Origin of the sequence: Neorhizobium sp. CSC1952, from assembly GCF_030378245.1 — a bacterium.
Lineage (GTDB): Bacteria > Pseudomonadota > Alphaproteobacteria > Rhizobiales > Rhizobiaceae > Neorhizobium > Neorhizobium oryzae_A.
Window position 1 is genome coordinate 3,516,231 of record NZ_CP128416.1, and the last position, 16,152, is coordinate 3,532,382.

A 16,152-nucleotide genomic window follows, 5' to 3' on the forward strand; every position below is an offset into this window, starting at 1 on the left:
CGGCAAGCACAGCGCCGGATTTGGGCTTCGTCTCCCTCATCCGCCCTGCGGGCACCTTCTCCCCGTCGGGGAGAAGGGAAGCCGCTGCCGCCCCGTCATTCCACAGAAGTAACAAAAGCGGGAAAGCCGGAGGAGGATGGCGATACGTCAGATGCCGCTTTTCAGGATGTCCCGCAGCTTGCCGAAGATCTCGTCGATATGGTGTTTTTCGACGATCAGCGGCGGCGACATGGCGATGATGTCGCCCGTCGTGCGGATCAGGAGGCCGTTTTCGTAAGCCTTCAGGAAGGCGGTGAACGCGCGCTTGGTCGGCTCGCCGGCGATCGGATCGAGCTCGATCGCGCCGATCAGCCCGATATTGCGGATGTCGATGACGTTGGGCAGGCCTTTCAGCGAGTGCAGGCCCTCTTCCCAGTAAGGCGCGATTTCCTTGGCGCGCTCGAACAGGCCTTCCTCCCGGTAGGTTTCGAGGGTCGCAAGACCGGCGGCGGAGGCGATCGGGTTGCCCGAATAGGTATAGCCGTGGAAGAACTCGATCAGATGTTCGGGGCCGTTCATGAACGCGTCGTGGATTTCCGAGGTGACCAGCACCGCGCCCATGGGGATCACGCCGTTGGTCAAGCCCTTGGCGGTGGTGATGATGTCGGGCTTCACGTCGAAATACTGGGCGGCGAAAGGAGCGCCGAGGCGGCCGAAACCGGTGATGACCTCGTCGAAGATCAGCAGGATGCCGTGCTTCGTGCAGATTTCGCGCAGTTTCTGGAGATAGCCCTTCGGCGGGATGAGCACGCCGGTCGAGCCCGCGACCGGTTCGACGATGACGGCGGCGATGGTCGAGGCGTCATGCAGGGTGACGATGCGCTCCAGCTCGGCCGCAAGATCGCCGCCATGTTCCGGCTCGCCCCTGGTGAAGGCGTTCTTGCCGGGGATATGGGTGTGCGGCATGTGATCGACGCCGGTGAGCAGCGTGCCGAACATCTTCCGGTTGGCGACGATGCCGCCGACGGAAATGCCGCCGAAATTGACGCCGTGATAGCCGCGCTCGCGGCCGATCAGGCGGAAGCGGGAGCCGTTGCCCTTGGCGCGATGGTAGGCGAGCGCCACCTTCAGCGCCGTCTCCACCGATTCCGAGCCGGAATTGGTGTAGAGGACGTGGTTCAGCCCTTCCGGCGCGATGTCGACAAGACGGTTGGCAAGCTCGAAGGCTTTCGGATGGCCGAGCTGGAAGGCGGGCGCGTAATCGAGTTCACCGGCCTGTTCGCGGATCGCCTCGGTGATCTTCGGACGGCAGTGGCCGGCATTCACGCACCAGAGGCCGGCGGTCGCATCGAGTACCTGGCGGCCGTCATGGGTGGTGTAATGCATGTCCTTCGCGCTGACGAAGAGACGGGGTTCCTTCTTGAACTGGCGATTTGCCGTGAACGGCATCCAGAAGGCGCGAAGGTCGTTGGGCGTGCTGAGGCGATTGGACATGCTGTTCTCCACCGGCCGTCCCGAACAGGTTCGAGGGCCATTTCCGATCGGCGGCTTTGCGCCGGTTTTTTGACTGCATGGTCAAATTATCAGGGGGAATGGGGGCGTCAACTGCCTTTGGGGCGCCGGCTCACGCCCATCCGAGCGGAACGAAGGCCTTCTTGATCGTTTCTGCAAGCGCATCGACCGCCGGGCGGGATCGATAGGCCTTGCGCTTCAGGAGCACGCGGGAGAAATCCACCGGCGGAAAGCCGTCCTCCTGCGTCAGTTCGCGGCAGCCGGCCGGAATGCTGCTGCGCGACAGCGGCGCGACGCCGAGACCCGCGGAGACCGCCGACCGGAGAGCGCCGCTCGTTTCGCAGGTGAAGGCGATCCGGTAGTCGATCGCGTGCCGCTCCAGGGAGCGGATCGCGAATTCGCGGCACCAGTCCGACCGGCGGTAGACGGCGATCGGCACGGGCCGCTGCAGGTGCGCCTCATGGGCGGTCGAGGCGACCCAGACCGTGGGGTCTATCGCCAGGACCTCTCCGGACTTGTCGTTGTTCCAGTCGAAGATGATCGCGAGATCGAGCTCGCCGCTTTCGAGCGCCTGGAGCTGCTGGGACGTGTAGCCGCATTCCACCGTGACTTCCGTCGCCGGGTGCCTTTCGGCAAAAGCCGCAAGCGCGCGCGGAAGAACGGTCTGGCTGTATTCCTCCGGAATGCCGATCCTCAGCGTGCCGTCGAGCGGCGTCGCCTGCATGAGCGCCGTCGTCTCGTCCACGAGGCCGACGATGCGGCGCGCGTGGGGTTCCAGACGAAGACCTTCCTCCGTGAGATAGACGCCGCGCGGGCCGCGCTCGAAAAGAGGCCGTCCGACGATTTCCTCCAGGCGCTTCACCTGCATGCTGACCGCCGATTGGGTACGGCCGAGCTTCATGGCGGCCTTGGTGACGTTGCGGGTTTCCGCAACGATGAGAAAGCTTCGCAGAAGATCGCTTTCGAGAGGGAGAGCCATAGGACTAGAAATCGATTTTACTGATGGCTGACATCGTAACTATTCATTTGTACGATGTCTATCGTGGATGATGATAGGCCTGTTACCCCTGCGGGAATATGGCCATGACTTCGATCATCACGCGCGCCGCATCCGCGATCGCCTCAGCCTGGCGCAGCCATGAACGGAAACGATTGGAGCGGCGGGCGCTGCTGACGATCATCAATCGCATGAACGATCATCTGCGCAGGGATGTCGGCCTTGCGACCGGGGACGATTTCTTGCGGACAGAACCGGCGGAGCCGGGCACGCCTGCATCGGCTGCCGCGTCGACCCGGAAACCGGAACCGGTTTCAGGAAAGCGCCACACGCAGGTTTTCTAATTTTAAAGCGTCCTTTTGCGTCCGAGCGGATACGCCGCGCTCTCCGCCGAACGCCGGCAATTTGGCGGCGGCCACGACAAAACGCCCCAGCCTCCGGCGATCCGGAGAGTGGGGTCAGGCCGTCTACGAATACACGACCTAATGCAGCGGCGACATCATGTCAGCGCTGTCATCCTCAAGCAGCAGCGGATTTCTTCTGGGCCGGCGCGCAATAAATCTGTTCCAGCGTCTCCAGGACCTTCAGGACCGACTCCGACGAGCTGGAATAATAGATGGTCTGGGCGTCGCGGCGGGTCTTCACAAGCTTCTGCGCGCGCAGCTTGGAAAGATGCTGTGAAAGAGCAGACTGGCTGAGACCGACCTGAGACGCAAGCGCGCCGACGGCAACCTCACCCTTCACCAGGCAACATAGAATCATCAACCGTTTGGGATTTGCCATCGCAGACAGCAGGTTCGCCGCTGCGGTGGAATGTTCGGATAGTGCCATCGTGTCCATAGACTACAATTCCCCCTGTACTCCAAAGCGGCCCCCCGCTTTATTTTCGCCCGTCATTCCTACAGGCGAGCATTAGCAAGGAGCAAACAGGATTGTATATCCCTAAATTTCAGGTAACCGGTTAACGTATTTTAGCTTTTCCAAAAACATAATCAAGCACCGCCTGGGGCGAGGTGGCGAGAGCCTCGAATTCGTGTCTTAGTAGAAAATCTCCCGCAATAAGGTCTATTCCGGCTCGGTCCACGCCCGCGAATCGCCAGTTCCTCCCGTTATGCGTGTGCAGGTGGGCGGCAAATTTCTCCGCCTGGTCCGTCATGTTCACCAAATTTTCAGAGAGATCGAGCCAGTCGGGCGTGATTCCCGGTTCGCGAATCACCAAATCATCGCCCGACAGTAAGTATGCACGGCCAAAGCCTCCGTTCAGCGACGCATTCTGCGGGGTGATTCGCACGAAACGGAAGTCCCCGAAATCCGCATAGAGGGCTGCTTTCGGATGCCGGTCAAGGAAGCGCCGGCGGATGCGGGCATGTTCCGGGGTATCGCGGGCGACGCTTTCGGCGAGGCACTGGACGGTAATGCGCGGATGGGCGAGCGGATCACCCTTGCCCGGCTCGCCGGCAAGCAGGGAGCATCGCGGATCGGCGACGAGCCCCTTCGTGTGACCCGAAAGGCCGGAAACGAGGATCACAGGAACGCCGTCGACGTCGGTGCCGGTCAGCGCCCGGCTGACCGAGGGAAAACCGGTCTCCGGATCGAGGACCGCCAGCGCCATGTAACGCGCGCCGCGGACCAGCGTGCGGGCGAGGCGGCGCGCCTCGTCGTCCGTATCGCGCAGCACCTTCTGCTCGTCATTCCGGGGCGGCTGATCGGCCTGTGGCGGCTTGTCTGCCTGGGCCGGTTTGCCGGCCTGGGATTCGTCGGGCTCGGATTCGTCGGCCATCTCGTCCACTCCTGTTTCGCCGGCGGACATACCACCTGTCGCCACGGGACGAAAGCGGACCGGATGCCTCGGCTTTGGCGTCAGTCGTCGCGCCGGCGGTGGCGGGTGAGGCCGGCGATGACGTCCTCGGCGGAAATCGTGCCGACGATCGCGCCGTTATCGACCACCCCGACCGCGCCCGGCTGGCGGGACAGCGCGTCGAGAATGTCGACGAGCGGCGTATTCGAGCGGGCGGTGGCGGAAACGGCCGCCGAGCCGGCCCTGTCGTTCACGCCCGGACGCATCACGTCACCCGCCGTCAGCATGCTGATCGGGTTCATGTGCTGCACGAAATCGGCGACATACCGGTTGGCCGGCGCGCGGACGATCTCCCGCGGCGTGCCGCACTGGATGATGCGGCCGCCTTCCATGATGGCGATGCGGTTGCCGATGCGGAAGGCCTCGTCGAGATCGTGGCTGACGAAGAGGATGGTCTTCTTCAGCCGCCGCTGGAATTCCAGAAGCTCGTCCTGCAGGCGGGTGCGGATCAGCGGATCGAGCGCCGAGAAGGGCTCGTCCATCAGAAGGATCGGCGCGCCTGTCGCGAAGGCGCGGGCAAGCCCGACGCGCTGCTGCATGCCGCCGGAAAGCTCGCCCACCTTGCGGTCGGCCCATTTCGTCAGGTTGACGAGTTCGAGCTGTTCGCCGACACGGCTCTTCCGCTCGGCTTCCGGGACGCCGGCAAGCTCCAGGCCGAAGCCGACATTTTCCGAGACGGTGCGCCAGGGCAGCAGGCCGAACTGCTGGAAGACCATGGAGACGGTGTGCATGCGCAGGTCCCGCAGCGCCTTCGAGCTCGCCTTGTAAGGATCGACCGGTCCCGACGAGGTCGCGACGCGGACCGCGCCGCGCACGACCGGCGCCAGGCCGTTGACGGCCCGGAGCAAGGTGGACTTGCCGGAACCCGAAAGGCCCATCAATACGAGGATCTCGCCTTCGTGGATCGTCAGCGAAGCGTCGGCGACGCCGAGCACCATGCCGGTCGCGGCGCTGATCTCGTCGCGGCTCTTGCCCTCGTCCACCATGGCGAGCGCCTGTGCCGGGTTGTCGCCGAAGACGATGTCGACGCGATCGAAAACCACGCAATCGGTCTTCTCAATGGGCATCTGTTCGCTCATGCGCCGTCTCCCGTCGAGGTGCGGAACATGCGGTCGAGGATGATCGCCAGGATGACGATGCACAAGCCCGCCTCGAAGCCGCGGGCGATGTTGACCGTGTTGAGCGCGCGGACCACCGGAACGCCGAGGCCGTTGGCGCCGACCAGCGCGGCGATGACCACCATGGACAGCGACAGCATGATCGTCTGCGTGAGGCCGGCCATGATCTGCGGCATGGCGAAGGGAAGCTCTACCTTGCGCAGCACCTGCGCGGGCGTCGCGCCGAAGGCGACGGCGGCTTCCGTCAAGGCGCCGGGCGTCGAGACGATGCCGAGGCGGGTGAGCCGGATCGGCGCAGGAATGGCGAAGATGACGGTGGCGATGAGGCCCGGCACCATGCCGAGCCCGAAGAGGATCAAGGCCGGGATGAGGTAGACGAAGGTCGGGATCGTCTGCATCAGGTCGAGGATCGGCCGCATGATCTCGTAGACCCAGGCGCGGCGGGCCGCGGCAATCCCGAGCGGCACGCCGACCGCCATGCTGACGGCGGTGGATGCCAGCACCAGCGCCAGCGTCTCGGTCGTTTCCTTCCAATAGCCCTGGTTATAGATGACCAGCAGCCCGAGACAGGTGAAGAGCGTGACCCCCACGGAGCGACGCAGCCACCAGGCGAGCGCGGTGATGAGGGCGATCAGCACGTAGGGGTTCGGCCATTGCAGCACGAAGAGCAGTGCGTCGATGACCCCCGACAGCACGGCGGACAGCCAGTCGAAGAACCAGTCGGCATTGGCCGTCAGCCAGTCGACGAAATCCTTCGCCCAATTGCCGAGGCGCAACTTACCGCCGGAATCCACGAGCCATTCGGGAAGCCAATTCACGTTCGAAGCCTGTCTTGGTCGGGAGGAAATTGTGTCAGGCGGCTGTAAAGGTACAAGGCGCTTCGGCAGGCTCCCTCTGATCTCCCCCCTTGAGGGGGAGATGTCACCGAAGGTGACAGAGGGGGTAGCCACGCTGCGGCAAACAATGAGGTCGGTGAGGTGCCGAGACATCACCCCCCTCTGCCCTGCCGGGCATCTCCCCCTCAAGGGGGGAGATCGGTCTGCCGCGCTGTCTTTTTCCCATGCGCGTTTGCCCCTGTCCGTTCAATGCTCAGAGGCCGAGTTCGGACTTCACCGCTTCGAGGCTCGGCTTGCCGTCCTTGGTGGTGACGCCGGCGAGCCAGGGTTCGACCGCCGTGCCGTTCGCCTTCAGCCACTTGGTGGCGGCGTCCTCCGGCTCGTCGCCGTCGTTCAGGATGCCGCCCATGATCTCGTTCTCCATGGAGAGCGAGAACTTCAGGTTCTTGATGAAGGCGCCGACATTCGGGCACTCTTGCGTGAAGCCCGCCCGGACGTTGGTATAGACTTCGGCGCCGCCGAAATTCGGCCCGAAGACGTCGTCGCCGCCGGAAAGATAGGTGAGCTTGAAATTGCTGTTCATCGGATGCGGCTCCCAACCGAGGAAGACCACCGGCTGGCCGGCCTTGTCGGCGCGGGCGACCTGGGCGAGCATGCCCTGTTCGGAGGATTCCACCACCTCGAAGCCGCCGAGATCGAACGTGTTCTTCTCGACCATGCCGAGGATCAGGCGGTTGCCGTCATTGCCGGGCTCGATGCCGTAGATCTTGCCCTCCAGCGCATCCTTCTGCTTGGCGATATCCTTGAAATCCTTGATGCCGAGCTCTGCACCCTTGGCGTTGGTCGCGAGCGTGTACTTGGCGCCGACGAGGTTCGGTCCGAAGGATTCCACCGACTTGTCGTCGAGATAGGGGCGCACGTCCGCTTCCTGGGTCGGCATCCAGTTGCCGAGGAAGACGTCGATGTCCTTGTTCTTGAGCGAGCTGTAGGTGACGGGGACGGAAAGGACCTTCACGTCGGTCTCGTATCCGAGCGCCTTCAGGAGGACGCTGGCAGTCGCGGTGGTGGCGGTGATGTCGGTCCAGCCGACATCGGAGAAGCGAACCGTGCCGCAGGCTTCCGGTTCGGCTGCCATGGCGCCGGTGGCCAGCACCAGGACGGAGGCTGCGGCTGCGAGCGTGGTCTTCAGCGAGGTGGTGATGCGCATGAGTTGCTCCCCTTTTTCTGGTTCCAGCCATTATCAATATATGCTGAGACGAGGCAAGCGCGCGCATTCGCGGCTATGGATCGACGCTATTTGCGACATTTTCGACTTTGCGCCGGTTGCCCCTTCGGCGCACATTCCTGTGACTATCGACGAATGCCCGCTTCCGTCGAATCCCGTTCAGGATCAGAAGCGGGGCATGGCAAAGCTCTATTTCCATTACGCGACGATGAATGCCGGCAAGTCGACCATGCTCCTGCAGGCCTCCTACAATTACCGGGAGCGCGGCATGCGCACGGCAATCGTCATCGCCGCGCTCGACGACCGGGCCGGCAAGGGGCGCGTCGCGTCGCGGATAGGGCTTTCCTCCGACGCCATTCCCTTCGGATCGTCGGACGATCTCTATTCGACGATCGAGGCCATGCACCGCGAAGAGCCGATCGCCTGCGTCTTCGTCGACGAGGCGCAATTCCTGTCGGCCGAACAGGTCTGGCAGCTCGCACGCGTCTGCGACCGGATCGGCATCCCCGTCATGACCTACGGGCTGCGCACCGATTTCCAGGGAAAGCTTTTTCCCGGCTCGCTGGAACTGCTCGCCATCGCCGACGAGCTGCGCGAGGTGCGCACCATCTGCTTCTGCGGACGCAAGGCGACCATGGTGGTGCGCCTCGACGCCGAGGGCAATCTCGTGCGGGAAGGCGCGCAGGTCGAGGTCGGCGGCAACGAGAAATACGTCTCGCTATGCCGGCGGCATTGGGAGGACCGGATCCGCTGCGAGTGACGGCCGGCTCCTGGGCCTCTGATCGTCTCACGCCGATCGCCGTCATGCCGCCGTGGCAGAATTTCCCGGCGGCACTATCTCTTCCTGCGACGACAGGAGAGGGGACGTGGCGGGAGAGCAGCTTTTCGACAGCGAGATCGAACGCGCGGGCGACATGCTACGGGCGATGCGGGACGCGTTCGAGCCGTCCGCCGCCCTGCTGGCCGAGGCGGCGGCCGATCGCGTGCTTCCGGACGAGGCGAGACTTGCCGCGGCGGAAGAGCGCCTCGGGGCGATGGCACCGGACGTGCGGACGGCCGAGGCTGCCACCGCCCGGCTCGTGGCCGGCCTTGCGGCCGAGATCGCGATCCGGAGATCGGAATTCGATACGCGCGAACGGCCGACGCGTCTCGAAAGGCTGACCGGTCATGTTTCGAAAGCCGCCATGCGCCGCCGGATCGAGGCACGCTGGCGCCGCCTCGGACTGCCCGGCCATCTCGCCGAGCTTCTGAGGCGTGCCGACCTTCTCGTGGGCCTCGTAAAGGCGGAGCGCGATATCCTTCTCGCGCAGCGTACCAAGAGCGAAGGCGATCTGCTGGCGTTCCTCGACGGCCGGCCGTATGTGATCGGAAAGCTGCGCAGCGAGATCGGCGGGGCGATGACCCGTGTCGAGGCCTCTCGGCACACGGAACGCGGCGTATCCGTCTTTCAAGGCTTCATCGACGCATTGAACGGGCGGGTCGGGACCTGCAATGTCTTCCTGCACAAGCTGATGGCCGATACGGAGGATCTGCTGATCCTCCATCAGGCCATTTCAGAACCCGCGCGGCAGGGCGACGAGGGGCTCAGCCCGGAGCTTTTTCCCAATCTGGCGCCCGAGATCGGGCGTTTCACGGAAGGCATGCTGACGGTGCGCGGTCTCGACCGGCGCCGGGACCATGCCGACCGGGCCTTCGCGGAGCGCTTTCCAGCAGAGGCTGCGGGGGAGGCGGCGGCGGAAGCCCGGCCGCCGAAGGCGGGCCTGCGGCTGCCGACATTGCCACAACCGAGGTTCCTGCGTTCGTGAGCGATATTCCCGCCGGCAAGTCATTTTTGCGATTCTTTTCCAATGGTTGCGATGAAATGCTGCACCCAGTTGTGCTCTTCCGGGGGAACACATATGTGTGATGCAGCAGAGGCCGCCCAATCGGATGCCGCCTGACAGGAGACAGCGATGCTCGACCGGATTACCGCCTTCTTCCAACGGATCGGACAGGCCGTCGGCAGAGGCATCGGCCTATTGGTCGCCTGGCTCCTCTGGCCGTTCATGGCTGCGCACGGCTGGTACGGCCGGCGTCACTGGATGATTAAGGGACCGATCCTCGCCCTTCTCGTGCTCCTCGTCGGCCTCTACGGCTATTTCTTCTGGCAGACGCAGGTGTGGAGCGGCTTCAACCCGAATTTCGTCGACAGCTACCGGTGGTCCGAGCGCACCGCGCCCGCCGGACAGGAACTGCCGCCGACGACCGCCCCGGCAGGCGCCAATGCGGCGCCCGCAACGACCGCGACGAATACCGCAGCCCGGCAATGCCAGTCGTCGGCGATCGTCGACGCCGCGGCCGACCTGACCGACATGAACGTCAACCAGAACGCCTGGATTTCCTCGATGCTGCTCTACCGGCTCGGGTTCTTCGGCATCGACTGGGACCACACGCCCTTCCTCGACAACAAGGCCTCGTTCCAGCGCGGTGTGAACCAGGCCGTGCGCCGAACTTCGACCGAACTCGTCGACACGCTCGGGCGCGTGCGCGGCACGTCCGGCATCAACAGCAACCTTCAGGATGCGCGCGGAAACCTGCAGTTCGACGAATATTCCTGGTATTTCGGCCTCGATCCCTTCGGTTTCAAAACGCCGACGCCGGCCTATTACCGCACGGCAATCCAGAAGCTCAGGGCCTTCAATACCGACCTTTCGTCCTGCAACGCCACGTTCGACACCCGCGCCGACAACCTGATCCAGTTCGTCGACCGCATCGCCAACGATCTCGGCGGCACGGCCGCGATCCTGCGCGAGCGCTCGGAAAACAATAGCGCCGGCTGGTTCGACACACGCGCCGACGACCGGTTCTGGTTCGCCTACGGGCAGCTCTACGGCTATTACGCCGTGCTTTCCGGCGCCGGCGCCGATTTTTCCCAGGTGATCCGCGAGCGCAATCTCGGCTCGCTCTGGAACGACACGCTCGCCCGGTTCAGGGCGGCTTTGCGCGTCCGCCCGGCGATCGTCTCCAACGGCCGCGAGGACGGCATGATCATGCCGAGCCATCTCGCCGTGATGGGCTTCCATACCCTGATGGTCCGTTCGAACCTGGTGGAAGTGCGGTCGGTTCTCGACCGTTGAGGCGTTTCGATCGGGAATTTCTTGCGCCGGCTATTTCTTCCTGGCCGACGTCCCAGCCGGCGAAATCAAGCGGATGGACGGCATCCGATGTGCGCGGGCTTGGCGTCGCGCGGCGCGTGGAGGCGCAGGCGTTCTATCGGAGCGAAGGCTATCGCGACGTCGCGGCTTTCAGCGCCGAACCCCACGCCCACCACTGGTTCGAAAAAGAGATCCGCGTCGGGTGACGACTTGGGAACGGGACTTTGCCTCAATCGTCCGGTTCGTCGAGGAAGAAGGTGACGCCGGGGCGCCGCTCGAAGAATTCGTAGGTGATGCCGACGACCTCGCCGGACGATCCCGGCCTGTCGCGGAACTTGCCGACGGTGCGGACGTATTTGTAATGCTCCGCATCCGACTTGATCCGATAGATATTGTGATAGGTCAGCCGGCCGGCGCTGGCGCGCTCGAAGGTTTCCATGAGCAGCGGCATGTCTTCGGGATGGATGCGGGCGCCGATCTCCACGAGGTTCATCGGGCCTTCCCGGTGCTCGATGCCGAAGATGCGGCTGACGTCCTCGGTCGCGAACAGGTGGCCGGTCTCGATATCGAAACGCCAGAAGCCGTAGAGGCGGAAGGCCGTCGCCAGTTCGACGACTTCCTCGGCGCTCAAACCTATGATTTCGTGTTGTCTGTTCGGATCTGTCCGGGCGAGTTCAAGCCAGAATGGCAATCGGTTTCTCCACGTAGGATAAGGATGCGTCGCCCCCGCGTCCTTATATTATACGATCAATTTCAATCTGATGGCTTTAGCTACCAACTGCGTGCGGTTAACGCAATCCAGTTTCTTGATGGCATTCGTCATATACGCATTCACGGTATGATCCGAGAGCGACAGGATATGACCGATCTCGACCGAGGTCTTGCCCTGCGCCGTCCAGCGGACGACTTCGAGCTCGCGGGTGGTCAGGGGGCCGGCGGCAACCGATTTGGCGCTGCGGCGGATCCTGTCGAAGACATCGAAGGCATGCAGCACGATCATGCCGATCTCGTTCAGCTCCACCTGCGTGAGGCGCGGCCGAACGCCGTCGAAGCGAAGCATGAAGCGGTCGCCGTCAATGGAATTGAGCGACATGGCGACGCTGGTCAGAATATCGTAGCGGCGCTGAAGTTCTTCCATGACAAAAGGGATCGCAAAACCGCGTATGTTCTCCGGGTCGTCCAGCGACCAGCAGAAGGGAAGGGCGGATTCGGAGATGAGAGGTGCGACCGGGCAGAGCTTGAGCAGGCGCCGGCGATCGAATTCCTGGACATAGGCGGCGGGCAGCGTCGTCTCGACGATCATCCGCGACAGCAACACTTCGTCCGGCGACCTTGCGACAAATAGAGTGACGTGCCGGAAGCCGAATTCATGGGCGGTCCGCTGCAGAACGCCAAATATCTCCACCTGCGAGTCGGCGGCCGAAATTTCGCTGTTGAGTATCGATTGCCGTTCCAAGGTTATCATGCAGGTCGAGCTGATGAAATATTTATGTTAACGTTAACAAATATACAAATCTGTTTGAATAGCCAGCAAATTTTCATGCAATGCAACAGATACTCAGGAAATTTGTGATAGGCAATCACTTTTTTATCGGGAATTCAGAGGGTTATCCCGGTCCTGCCTCAAACAGGGATATATCCGGTTCCCTTAACTTCCTCCATCACCGCATAGGTGTGGGTTTCGCGGACGCCGGGGAGGGGAAGAATCACCTCCGACAGGAACTGGCGATAGGCTTCCATGCCGGCGACGCGCGCCTTCACCAGATAATCGAAGCCACCTGCCACCATATGGCATTCCATGACGTCGTCGCTGCGTTTGACGGCGGCAGCGAATGCATCGAAAACGTCGGGTGTGGTACGATCAAGTTTCACCTGCACAAAGACGAGCAGGTTGCGGCCGAGCTTTTCCGGCGAGAGCTGGGCGCTGTAGCCGAGGATGTAACCCTCGCGGGTCAGCCGCTTGACGCGCTCGGCGGTCGCGGTCGGCGAAAGGCTGACGCGATCGGCGAGTTCTATGTTGCTCAGACGGCCTTCCTTCTGGAGCGCCCGAAGGATCTTGCGGTCGAGACGGTCGAGTTCCTTCATTTTCGCCTGCCAAGTGGAGTGAATCTAGTTTAATATCCGGTAAGTGTCGCAGAAATCCGCCGAAATCGCCAGGGAATTCCCGCTATGTGGAGAATGAAACGGAGGCATCCATGAACCAGCAGATTCTGACCGAGCCATTCATTCCTTTCAACGCCCCCTATGCCGGCGACGACGACCGGCTGATCCGGCAATTCGCCGCCCGCACCAGTTTTTCGCAGGCGCAGGACGCGGCGATCGACCAGCGGGCGCGGCGGATGATCAACGCCATCCGCGACGGTTCGGGCAAGGTCGGCGGCGTCGAGGATTTCCTGCGGGAATACGGTCTTTCGACCCGCGAGGGGCTGGCGCTGATGGTGCTCGCCGAGGCGCTGCTGCGCGTGCCGGACGCGCTGACGCAGGACAGGCTGATCGAGGACAAGCTGCGCGAGGGCGGCTGGAGCACCCACGAGGCATCGGGCGAAAGCTGGTTCGTGTCGGCCTCGGCCTGGGCGCTTGCCGTCTCGGCCCGCGTCATCGGACCCGGCGAAACGCCGGAGGGGATCCTTCGCGACCTCGTCAAGCGCGTCGGCCTGCCGACCGTGCGTAGCGCCACCAAGCAGGCGATGCGTTTCCTCGGCCACCATTTCGTGCTCGGCGAGACGATGAAGGACGCGCTTTCCCGCGCCGCCAAGAGCGAGGAGAAGGGATACCGCCATTCCTTCGACATGCTGGGCGAGGGCGCGCGCACGGCGGAGGATGCCAAGCGCTATTTCCGCTCCTATGCCGACGCGATCCAGGCGATCGGCGCCTATATGGCGAAGAACGGCAAGGGCAAGCAGCTTCCCGACCGCATGGGCATCTCGGTCAAGCTCTCGGCGCTGCATCCGCGCTACCTTGCGACCCACCGCGACCGGGTGATGAAGGAACTCGTGCCCGACCTCACCGATCTCGCGCGGATGGCGAAGGAACACCAGCTCAACTTCACCGTCGATGCGGAGGAGGCCGACCGGCTGGAACTGTCGCTCGACGTGATCGCCGCCGTCTTTTCCGATCCGTCGCTTTCCGGCTGGGACGGATTCGGGCTGGCGATCCAAGCCTATCAGAAGCGGGCGGCTCATGTAATCGACTATGTCGACCAGCTCTGCGCGACGCTCGGCCGGCGCATGATGGTGCGCCTCGTCAAGGGCGCCTATTGGGACACGGAGGTGAAGCGGGCGCAGGAACGGGGGCTGGAGGACTATCCGGTCTGGACGCGCAAGCCCGCGACGGACCTTTCCTATCTCGCCTGCGCCCAGCAGCTCCTTTCCAAGCGGGCGCGTATCTTTCCGCAGTTCGCCACCCACAACGCCCTGACGGTCTCGACCATCCTGGAACTTGCCGGTCCGGACCGTTCCGGCTTCGAGTTCCAGCGGCTGCACGGCATGGGCGAGGCGCTTTACGACGACCTGCTCGAAAGCAACGACCGGATCGCCTGCCGCATCTATGCGCCGGTCGGCGGCTATCGCGACCTGCTCGCCTATCTCGTGCGCCGCCTGCTGGAGAACGGCGCCAACTCCTCCTTCGTGGCGGTGGCCGGCGACAAGAACGTCGCGGTAGAGAAGCTTCTGGAAAGACCGGCGGCGCGGCTCGGCCTCGACGACGGCATCGGCGCGCGGCACAAGCAGATCCCGCTGCCATCCGACATCTACGGACGCCGCAAGAACAGCGCCGGTTTCGAATTCGGCCATCGCGACAGCCTCGACCGGCTGACGCAGAGCCTGTCGAGGCCCTGGGGAGAGGTGAAGGCGGGGCCGCTGGTCGCGGGCCTCACCTCGAAAGCCGAAGAAAAGCAGGTCACGTCGCCCGCCGACCGGTCGAAGACCGTCGGTACGGTGCGTCACGCGACCGTGCAGGATGTCGACGCCGCGTTCGCGGCCGCAGGCAAGGCCTTCAAGGCCTGGTCGCGCCAGCCGGTGGAGACCCGCGCCGCCTGCCTGGAGCGGATGGCCGGCCTGCTCGAAGAAAACCGCGACCGGCTGCTGGCGCTGCTTGCCGCGGAAGCCGGCAAGACGCTGGACGACGGCATTGCGGAGATCCGCGAGGCGGTGGATTTCTGCCGCTACTATGCCGACAAGGGGCGCGAACTCTTCGGCGCGCCGGTGCCGATGCCCGGCCCGACCGGTGAGGACAACCGCCATCTCTGGCGCGGCCGCGGCGTGTTCGGCTGCATCTCGCCCTGGAATTTCCCGCTCGCCATCTTCCTCGGCCAGATTTCGGCGGCTCTCGTGGCCGGCAATACGGTGGTCGCCAAGCCGGCGCCGCAGACGCCGCTGATCGCTTTCGAGGCGATCAGGTTCTTCCATCAGGCCGGGGTGCCGGCGGAGGCGCTGGCATTGCTGCCGGGCGGTCCGGAGGTGGGCGCGGCGATCACCGCGCATCCGAAGCTCGCGGGCGTAGCCTTCACCGGTTCGACGAGGACGGCCTGGGCGATCAACCGGGCGCTTGCCGCCAAGGACGGGCCGATCGTGCCACTCATCGCCGAGACCGGCGGCATCAACGCGATGATCGTCGACGCGACGGCGCTTTCCGAACAGGTGGCGGACGACGTGGTCGTCTCGGCCTTCCGCTCGGCCGGCCAGCGCTGCTCGGCGCTGCGCCTGCTCTTCCTGCAGGAGGACGTGGCCGACGGCATGCTGAGAATGATCGAGGGGGCGGCGGCGGAACTCAACCTCGGCGACCCCATCCGGCAGAATACCGATGTCGGCCCGATCATCGACGAGAACCAGCGGCGGATGCTTTCCGACCATGTGGCGGAGATGCGGGTGAAGCAGAAGGTGCGCTATGCCGGACAGGTGCCTGAGACGGGCAATTTCTTCGCGCCGCATATCGTCGAGCTCGACAGCCCCGCGGCGCTGACCAAGGAAGTCTTCGGCCCCGTGCTGCACGTGGTGCGCTGGAAGGCGAAGGAGCTCGACAAGGTGCTTTCCGCCATCGACGCCACCGGCTACGGGCTGACGCTCGGCATCCACAGCCGCATCGAATCCACGATCCGCAAGGTGACGGAGGCGCTGGATGTCGGCAATGTCTATGTCAACCGCAACATGATCGGCGCCGTGGTCGGCACCCAGCCCTTCGGCGGCTCCGGCCTTTCCGGCACCGGCTTCAAGGCGGGCGGCCCGGCCTACCTGATGCGGTTCGCCGAGGAGCAGGTGATCTCGGTCAACACGGCCGCCGCCGGCGGCAATGCCAGCCTGATCGCGATCGGCGAGGGGTGAGACGCGACGGCCGAAGGCCGGCAAAACGCTCCGGTGGAGCGTTTTGAGCGTCGAACGCGCCGAGCCAAAGCGAGGCGCCGGCAAGGCGCGGCTGCTTCAATCACTCCGGTGCAATGATTGCAGCGCCGAACGCTCGGAGTTCAGGCGGCATACCGAGCCCTGCGTTCCGAACGAA

The 16,152-nt window shown here is 63.9% G+C and carries 16 protein-coding genes; 6 read left to right on the plus strand and 10 right to left on the minus strand.

Features of this window, described 5'->3' with window-relative positions:
- Nucleotides 1-147: 147 nt before the first annotated feature.
- Nucleotides 148-1,473 carry an aspartate aminotransferase family protein gene (locus QTA58_RS17125; RefSeq protein WP_289669741.1) on the minus strand — a complete coding sequence of 442 codons (1,326 nt, stop codon included), beginning with the start codon at nt 1,471-1,473 and terminating at the stop codon, nt 148-150.
- A 130-nt stretch (nt 1,474-1,603) separates the two neighbouring features.
- The gene (locus tag QTA58_RS17130; protein WP_289669742.1) at nt 1,604-2,470 is read right to left on the minus strand and encodes a LysR family transcriptional regulator; all 867 of its coding nucleotides are present in this window, start codon (nt 2,468-2,470) and stop codon (nt 1,604-1,606) included.
- Between the two features lie 104 nt (nt 2,471-2,574).
- Here QTA58_RS17130 and QTA58_RS17135 point away from each other — a divergent pair, with 104 nt between their 5' ends.
- Entirely contained in the window at nt 2,575-2,832 is a 258-nt protein-coding gene (locus QTA58_RS17135) for a hypothetical protein (protein WP_289669743.1), read from the plus strand.
- Between the two features lie 175 nt (nt 2,833-3,007).
- Here the strand turns inward: QTA58_RS17135 and QTA58_RS17140 are convergent, their stop codons facing one another.
- The 5 genes from QTA58_RS17140 to QTA58_RS17160 all read right to left on the minus strand — a co-directional run bounded on the left by QTA58_RS17140 (nt 3,008) and on the right by QTA58_RS17160 (nt 7,507).
- Nucleotides 3,008-3,328: a metalloregulator ArsR/SmtB family transcription factor gene (locus QTA58_RS17140; RefSeq protein ID WP_085424982.1), complete on the minus strand. Its 321-nt coding sequence runs from the start codon at nt 3,326-3,328 to the stop codon at nt 3,008-3,010.
- A 121-nt stretch (nt 3,329-3,449) separates the two neighbouring features.
- Entirely contained in the window at nt 3,450-4,268 is an 819-nt protein-coding gene (locus QTA58_RS17145; protein ID WP_289669744.1) for a pyridoxamine 5'-phosphate oxidase family protein, read from the minus strand.
- An 80-nt stretch (nt 4,269-4,348) separates the two neighbouring features.
- Nucleotides 4,349-5,413 carry a choline ABC transporter ATP-binding protein gene (gene choV / locus QTA58_RS17150; protein ID WP_289673197.1) on the minus strand — a complete coding sequence of 355 codons (1,065 nt, stop codon included), beginning with the start codon at nt 5,411-5,413 and terminating at the stop codon, nt 4,349-4,351.
- 8 nt (nt 5,414-5,421) lie between these two features.
- Nucleotides 5,422-6,282: a choline ABC transporter permease subunit gene (gene choW / locus QTA58_RS17155; protein ID WP_289669745.1), complete on the minus strand. Its 861-nt coding sequence runs from the start codon at nt 6,280-6,282 to the stop codon at nt 5,422-5,424.
- Between the two features lie 271 nt (nt 6,283-6,553).
- On the minus strand, nt 6,554-7,507 hold the full coding sequence (locus QTA58_RS17160; protein WP_289669747.1) for a choline ABC transporter substrate-binding protein: 954 nt from the start codon (nt 7,505-7,507) through the stop codon (nt 6,554-6,556).
- A 196-nt stretch (nt 7,508-7,703) separates the two neighbouring features.
- Between QTA58_RS17160 and QTA58_RS17165 the strand changes: the two genes are divergently transcribed.
- The 4 genes from QTA58_RS17165 to QTA58_RS17180 all read left to right on the plus strand — a co-directional run bounded on the left by QTA58_RS17165 (nt 7,704) and on the right by QTA58_RS17180 (nt 10,865).
- A complete protein-coding gene (locus QTA58_RS17165) occupies nt 7,704-8,285 on the plus strand; it encodes a thymidine kinase (RefSeq protein ID WP_289669748.1) in 582 nt (193 codons plus the stop codon).
- Between the two features lie 106 nt (nt 8,286-8,391).
- Entirely contained in the window at nt 8,392-9,330 is a 939-nt protein-coding gene (locus QTA58_RS17170) for a hypothetical protein (RefSeq protein ID WP_289669749.1), read from the plus strand.
- A 147-nt stretch (nt 9,331-9,477) separates the two neighbouring features.
- On the plus strand, nt 9,478-10,641 hold the full coding sequence (locus QTA58_RS17175; RefSeq protein WP_289669750.1) for a DUF2333 family protein: 1,164 nt from the start codon (nt 9,478-9,480) through the stop codon (nt 10,639-10,641).
- Nucleotides 10,638-10,865: a hypothetical protein gene (locus QTA58_RS17180; RefSeq protein ID WP_289669751.1), complete on the plus strand. Its 228-nt coding sequence runs from the start codon at nt 10,638-10,640 to the stop codon at nt 10,863-10,865. The genes QTA58_RS17175 and QTA58_RS17180 overlap by 4 nt, the downstream gene beginning before the upstream one ends.
- A 23-nt stretch (nt 10,866-10,888) precedes the next feature.
- On the opposite strand, the gene QTA58_RS17185 is transcribed toward QTA58_RS17180, so the two are convergent.
- The 3 genes from QTA58_RS17185 to QTA58_RS17195 form a co-directional block, all read right to left on the minus strand.
- Nucleotides 10,889-11,290 carry a PAS domain-containing protein gene (locus tag QTA58_RS17185; protein WP_289669752.1) on the minus strand — a complete coding sequence of 134 codons (402 nt, stop codon included), beginning with the start codon at nt 11,288-11,290 and terminating at the stop codon, nt 10,889-10,891.
- 108 nt (nt 11,291-11,398) lie between these two features.
- Nucleotides 11,399-12,124 (minus strand): LuxR family transcriptional regulator, encoded by a 726-nt coding sequence (locus QTA58_RS17190; RefSeq protein WP_289669753.1) that lies wholly within the window; start codon nt 12,122-12,124, stop codon nt 11,399-11,401.
- Nucleotides 12,125-12,282: 158 nt separating this feature from the next.
- Nucleotides 12,283-12,744 carry an Lrp/AsnC ligand binding domain-containing protein gene (locus tag QTA58_RS17195; RefSeq protein WP_085424970.1) on the minus strand — a complete coding sequence of 154 codons (462 nt, stop codon included), beginning with the start codon at nt 12,742-12,744 and terminating at the stop codon, nt 12,283-12,285.
- A gap of 110 nt (nt 12,745-12,854) precedes the next feature.
- Between QTA58_RS17195 and putA the strand changes: the two genes are divergently transcribed.
- The gene (putA, locus tag QTA58_RS17200) at nt 12,855-15,977 is read left to right on the plus strand and encodes a bifunctional proline dehydrogenase/L-glutamate gamma-semialdehyde dehydrogenase PutA (protein ID WP_289669754.1); all 3,123 of its coding nucleotides are present in this window, start codon (nt 12,855-12,857) and stop codon (nt 15,975-15,977) included.
- Nucleotides 15,978-16,152 lie beyond the last annotated feature (175 nt).

Coding starts and splice junctions, on each gene's coding strand:
- QTA58_RS17160 (WP_289669747.1), bottom strand. CDS start 7,507: ATGCGCATCACCACCTCGCTGAAGACCACGCTCGCAGCCGCAGCCTCC.
- QTA58_RS17140 (WP_085424982.1), bottom strand. CDS start 3,328: ATGGACACGATGGCACTATCCGAACATTCCACCGCAGCGGCGAACCTG.
- QTA58_RS17135 (WP_289669743.1), top strand. CDS start 2,575: ATGACTTCGATCATCACGCGCGCCGCATCCGCGATCGCCTCAGCCTGG.
- QTA58_RS17130 (WP_289669742.1), bottom strand. CDS start 2,470: ATGGCTCTCCCTCTCGAAAGCGATCTTCTGCGAAGCTTTCTCATCGTT.
- QTA58_RS17145 (WP_289669744.1), bottom strand. CDS start 4,268: ATGGCCGACGAATCCGAGCCCGACGAATCCCAGGCCGGCAAACCGGCC.
- QTA58_RS17195 (WP_085424970.1), bottom strand. CDS start 12,744: ATGAAGGAACTCGACCGTCTCGACCGCAAGATCCTTCGGGCGCTCCAG.
- putA (WP_289669754.1), top strand. CDS start 12,855: ATGAACCAGCAGATTCTGACCGAGCCATTCATTCCTTTCAACGCCCCC.
- QTA58_RS17190 (WP_289669753.1), bottom strand. CDS start 12,124: ATGATAACCTTGGAACGGCAATCGATACTCAACAGCGAAATTTCGGCC.
- choV (WP_289673197.1), bottom strand. CDS start 5,413: ATGCCCATTGAGAAGACCGATTGCGTGGTTTTCGATCGCGTCGACATC.
- QTA58_RS17175 (WP_289669750.1), top strand. CDS start 9,478: ATGCTCGACCGGATTACCGCCTTCTTCCAACGGATCGGACAGGCCGTC.
- QTA58_RS17125 (WP_289669741.1), bottom strand. CDS start 1,473: ATGTCCAATCGCCTCAGCACGCCCAACGACCTTCGCGCCTTCTGGATG.
- QTA58_RS17165 (WP_289669748.1), top strand. CDS start 7,704: ATGGCAAAGCTCTATTTCCATTACGCGACGATGAATGCCGGCAAGTCG.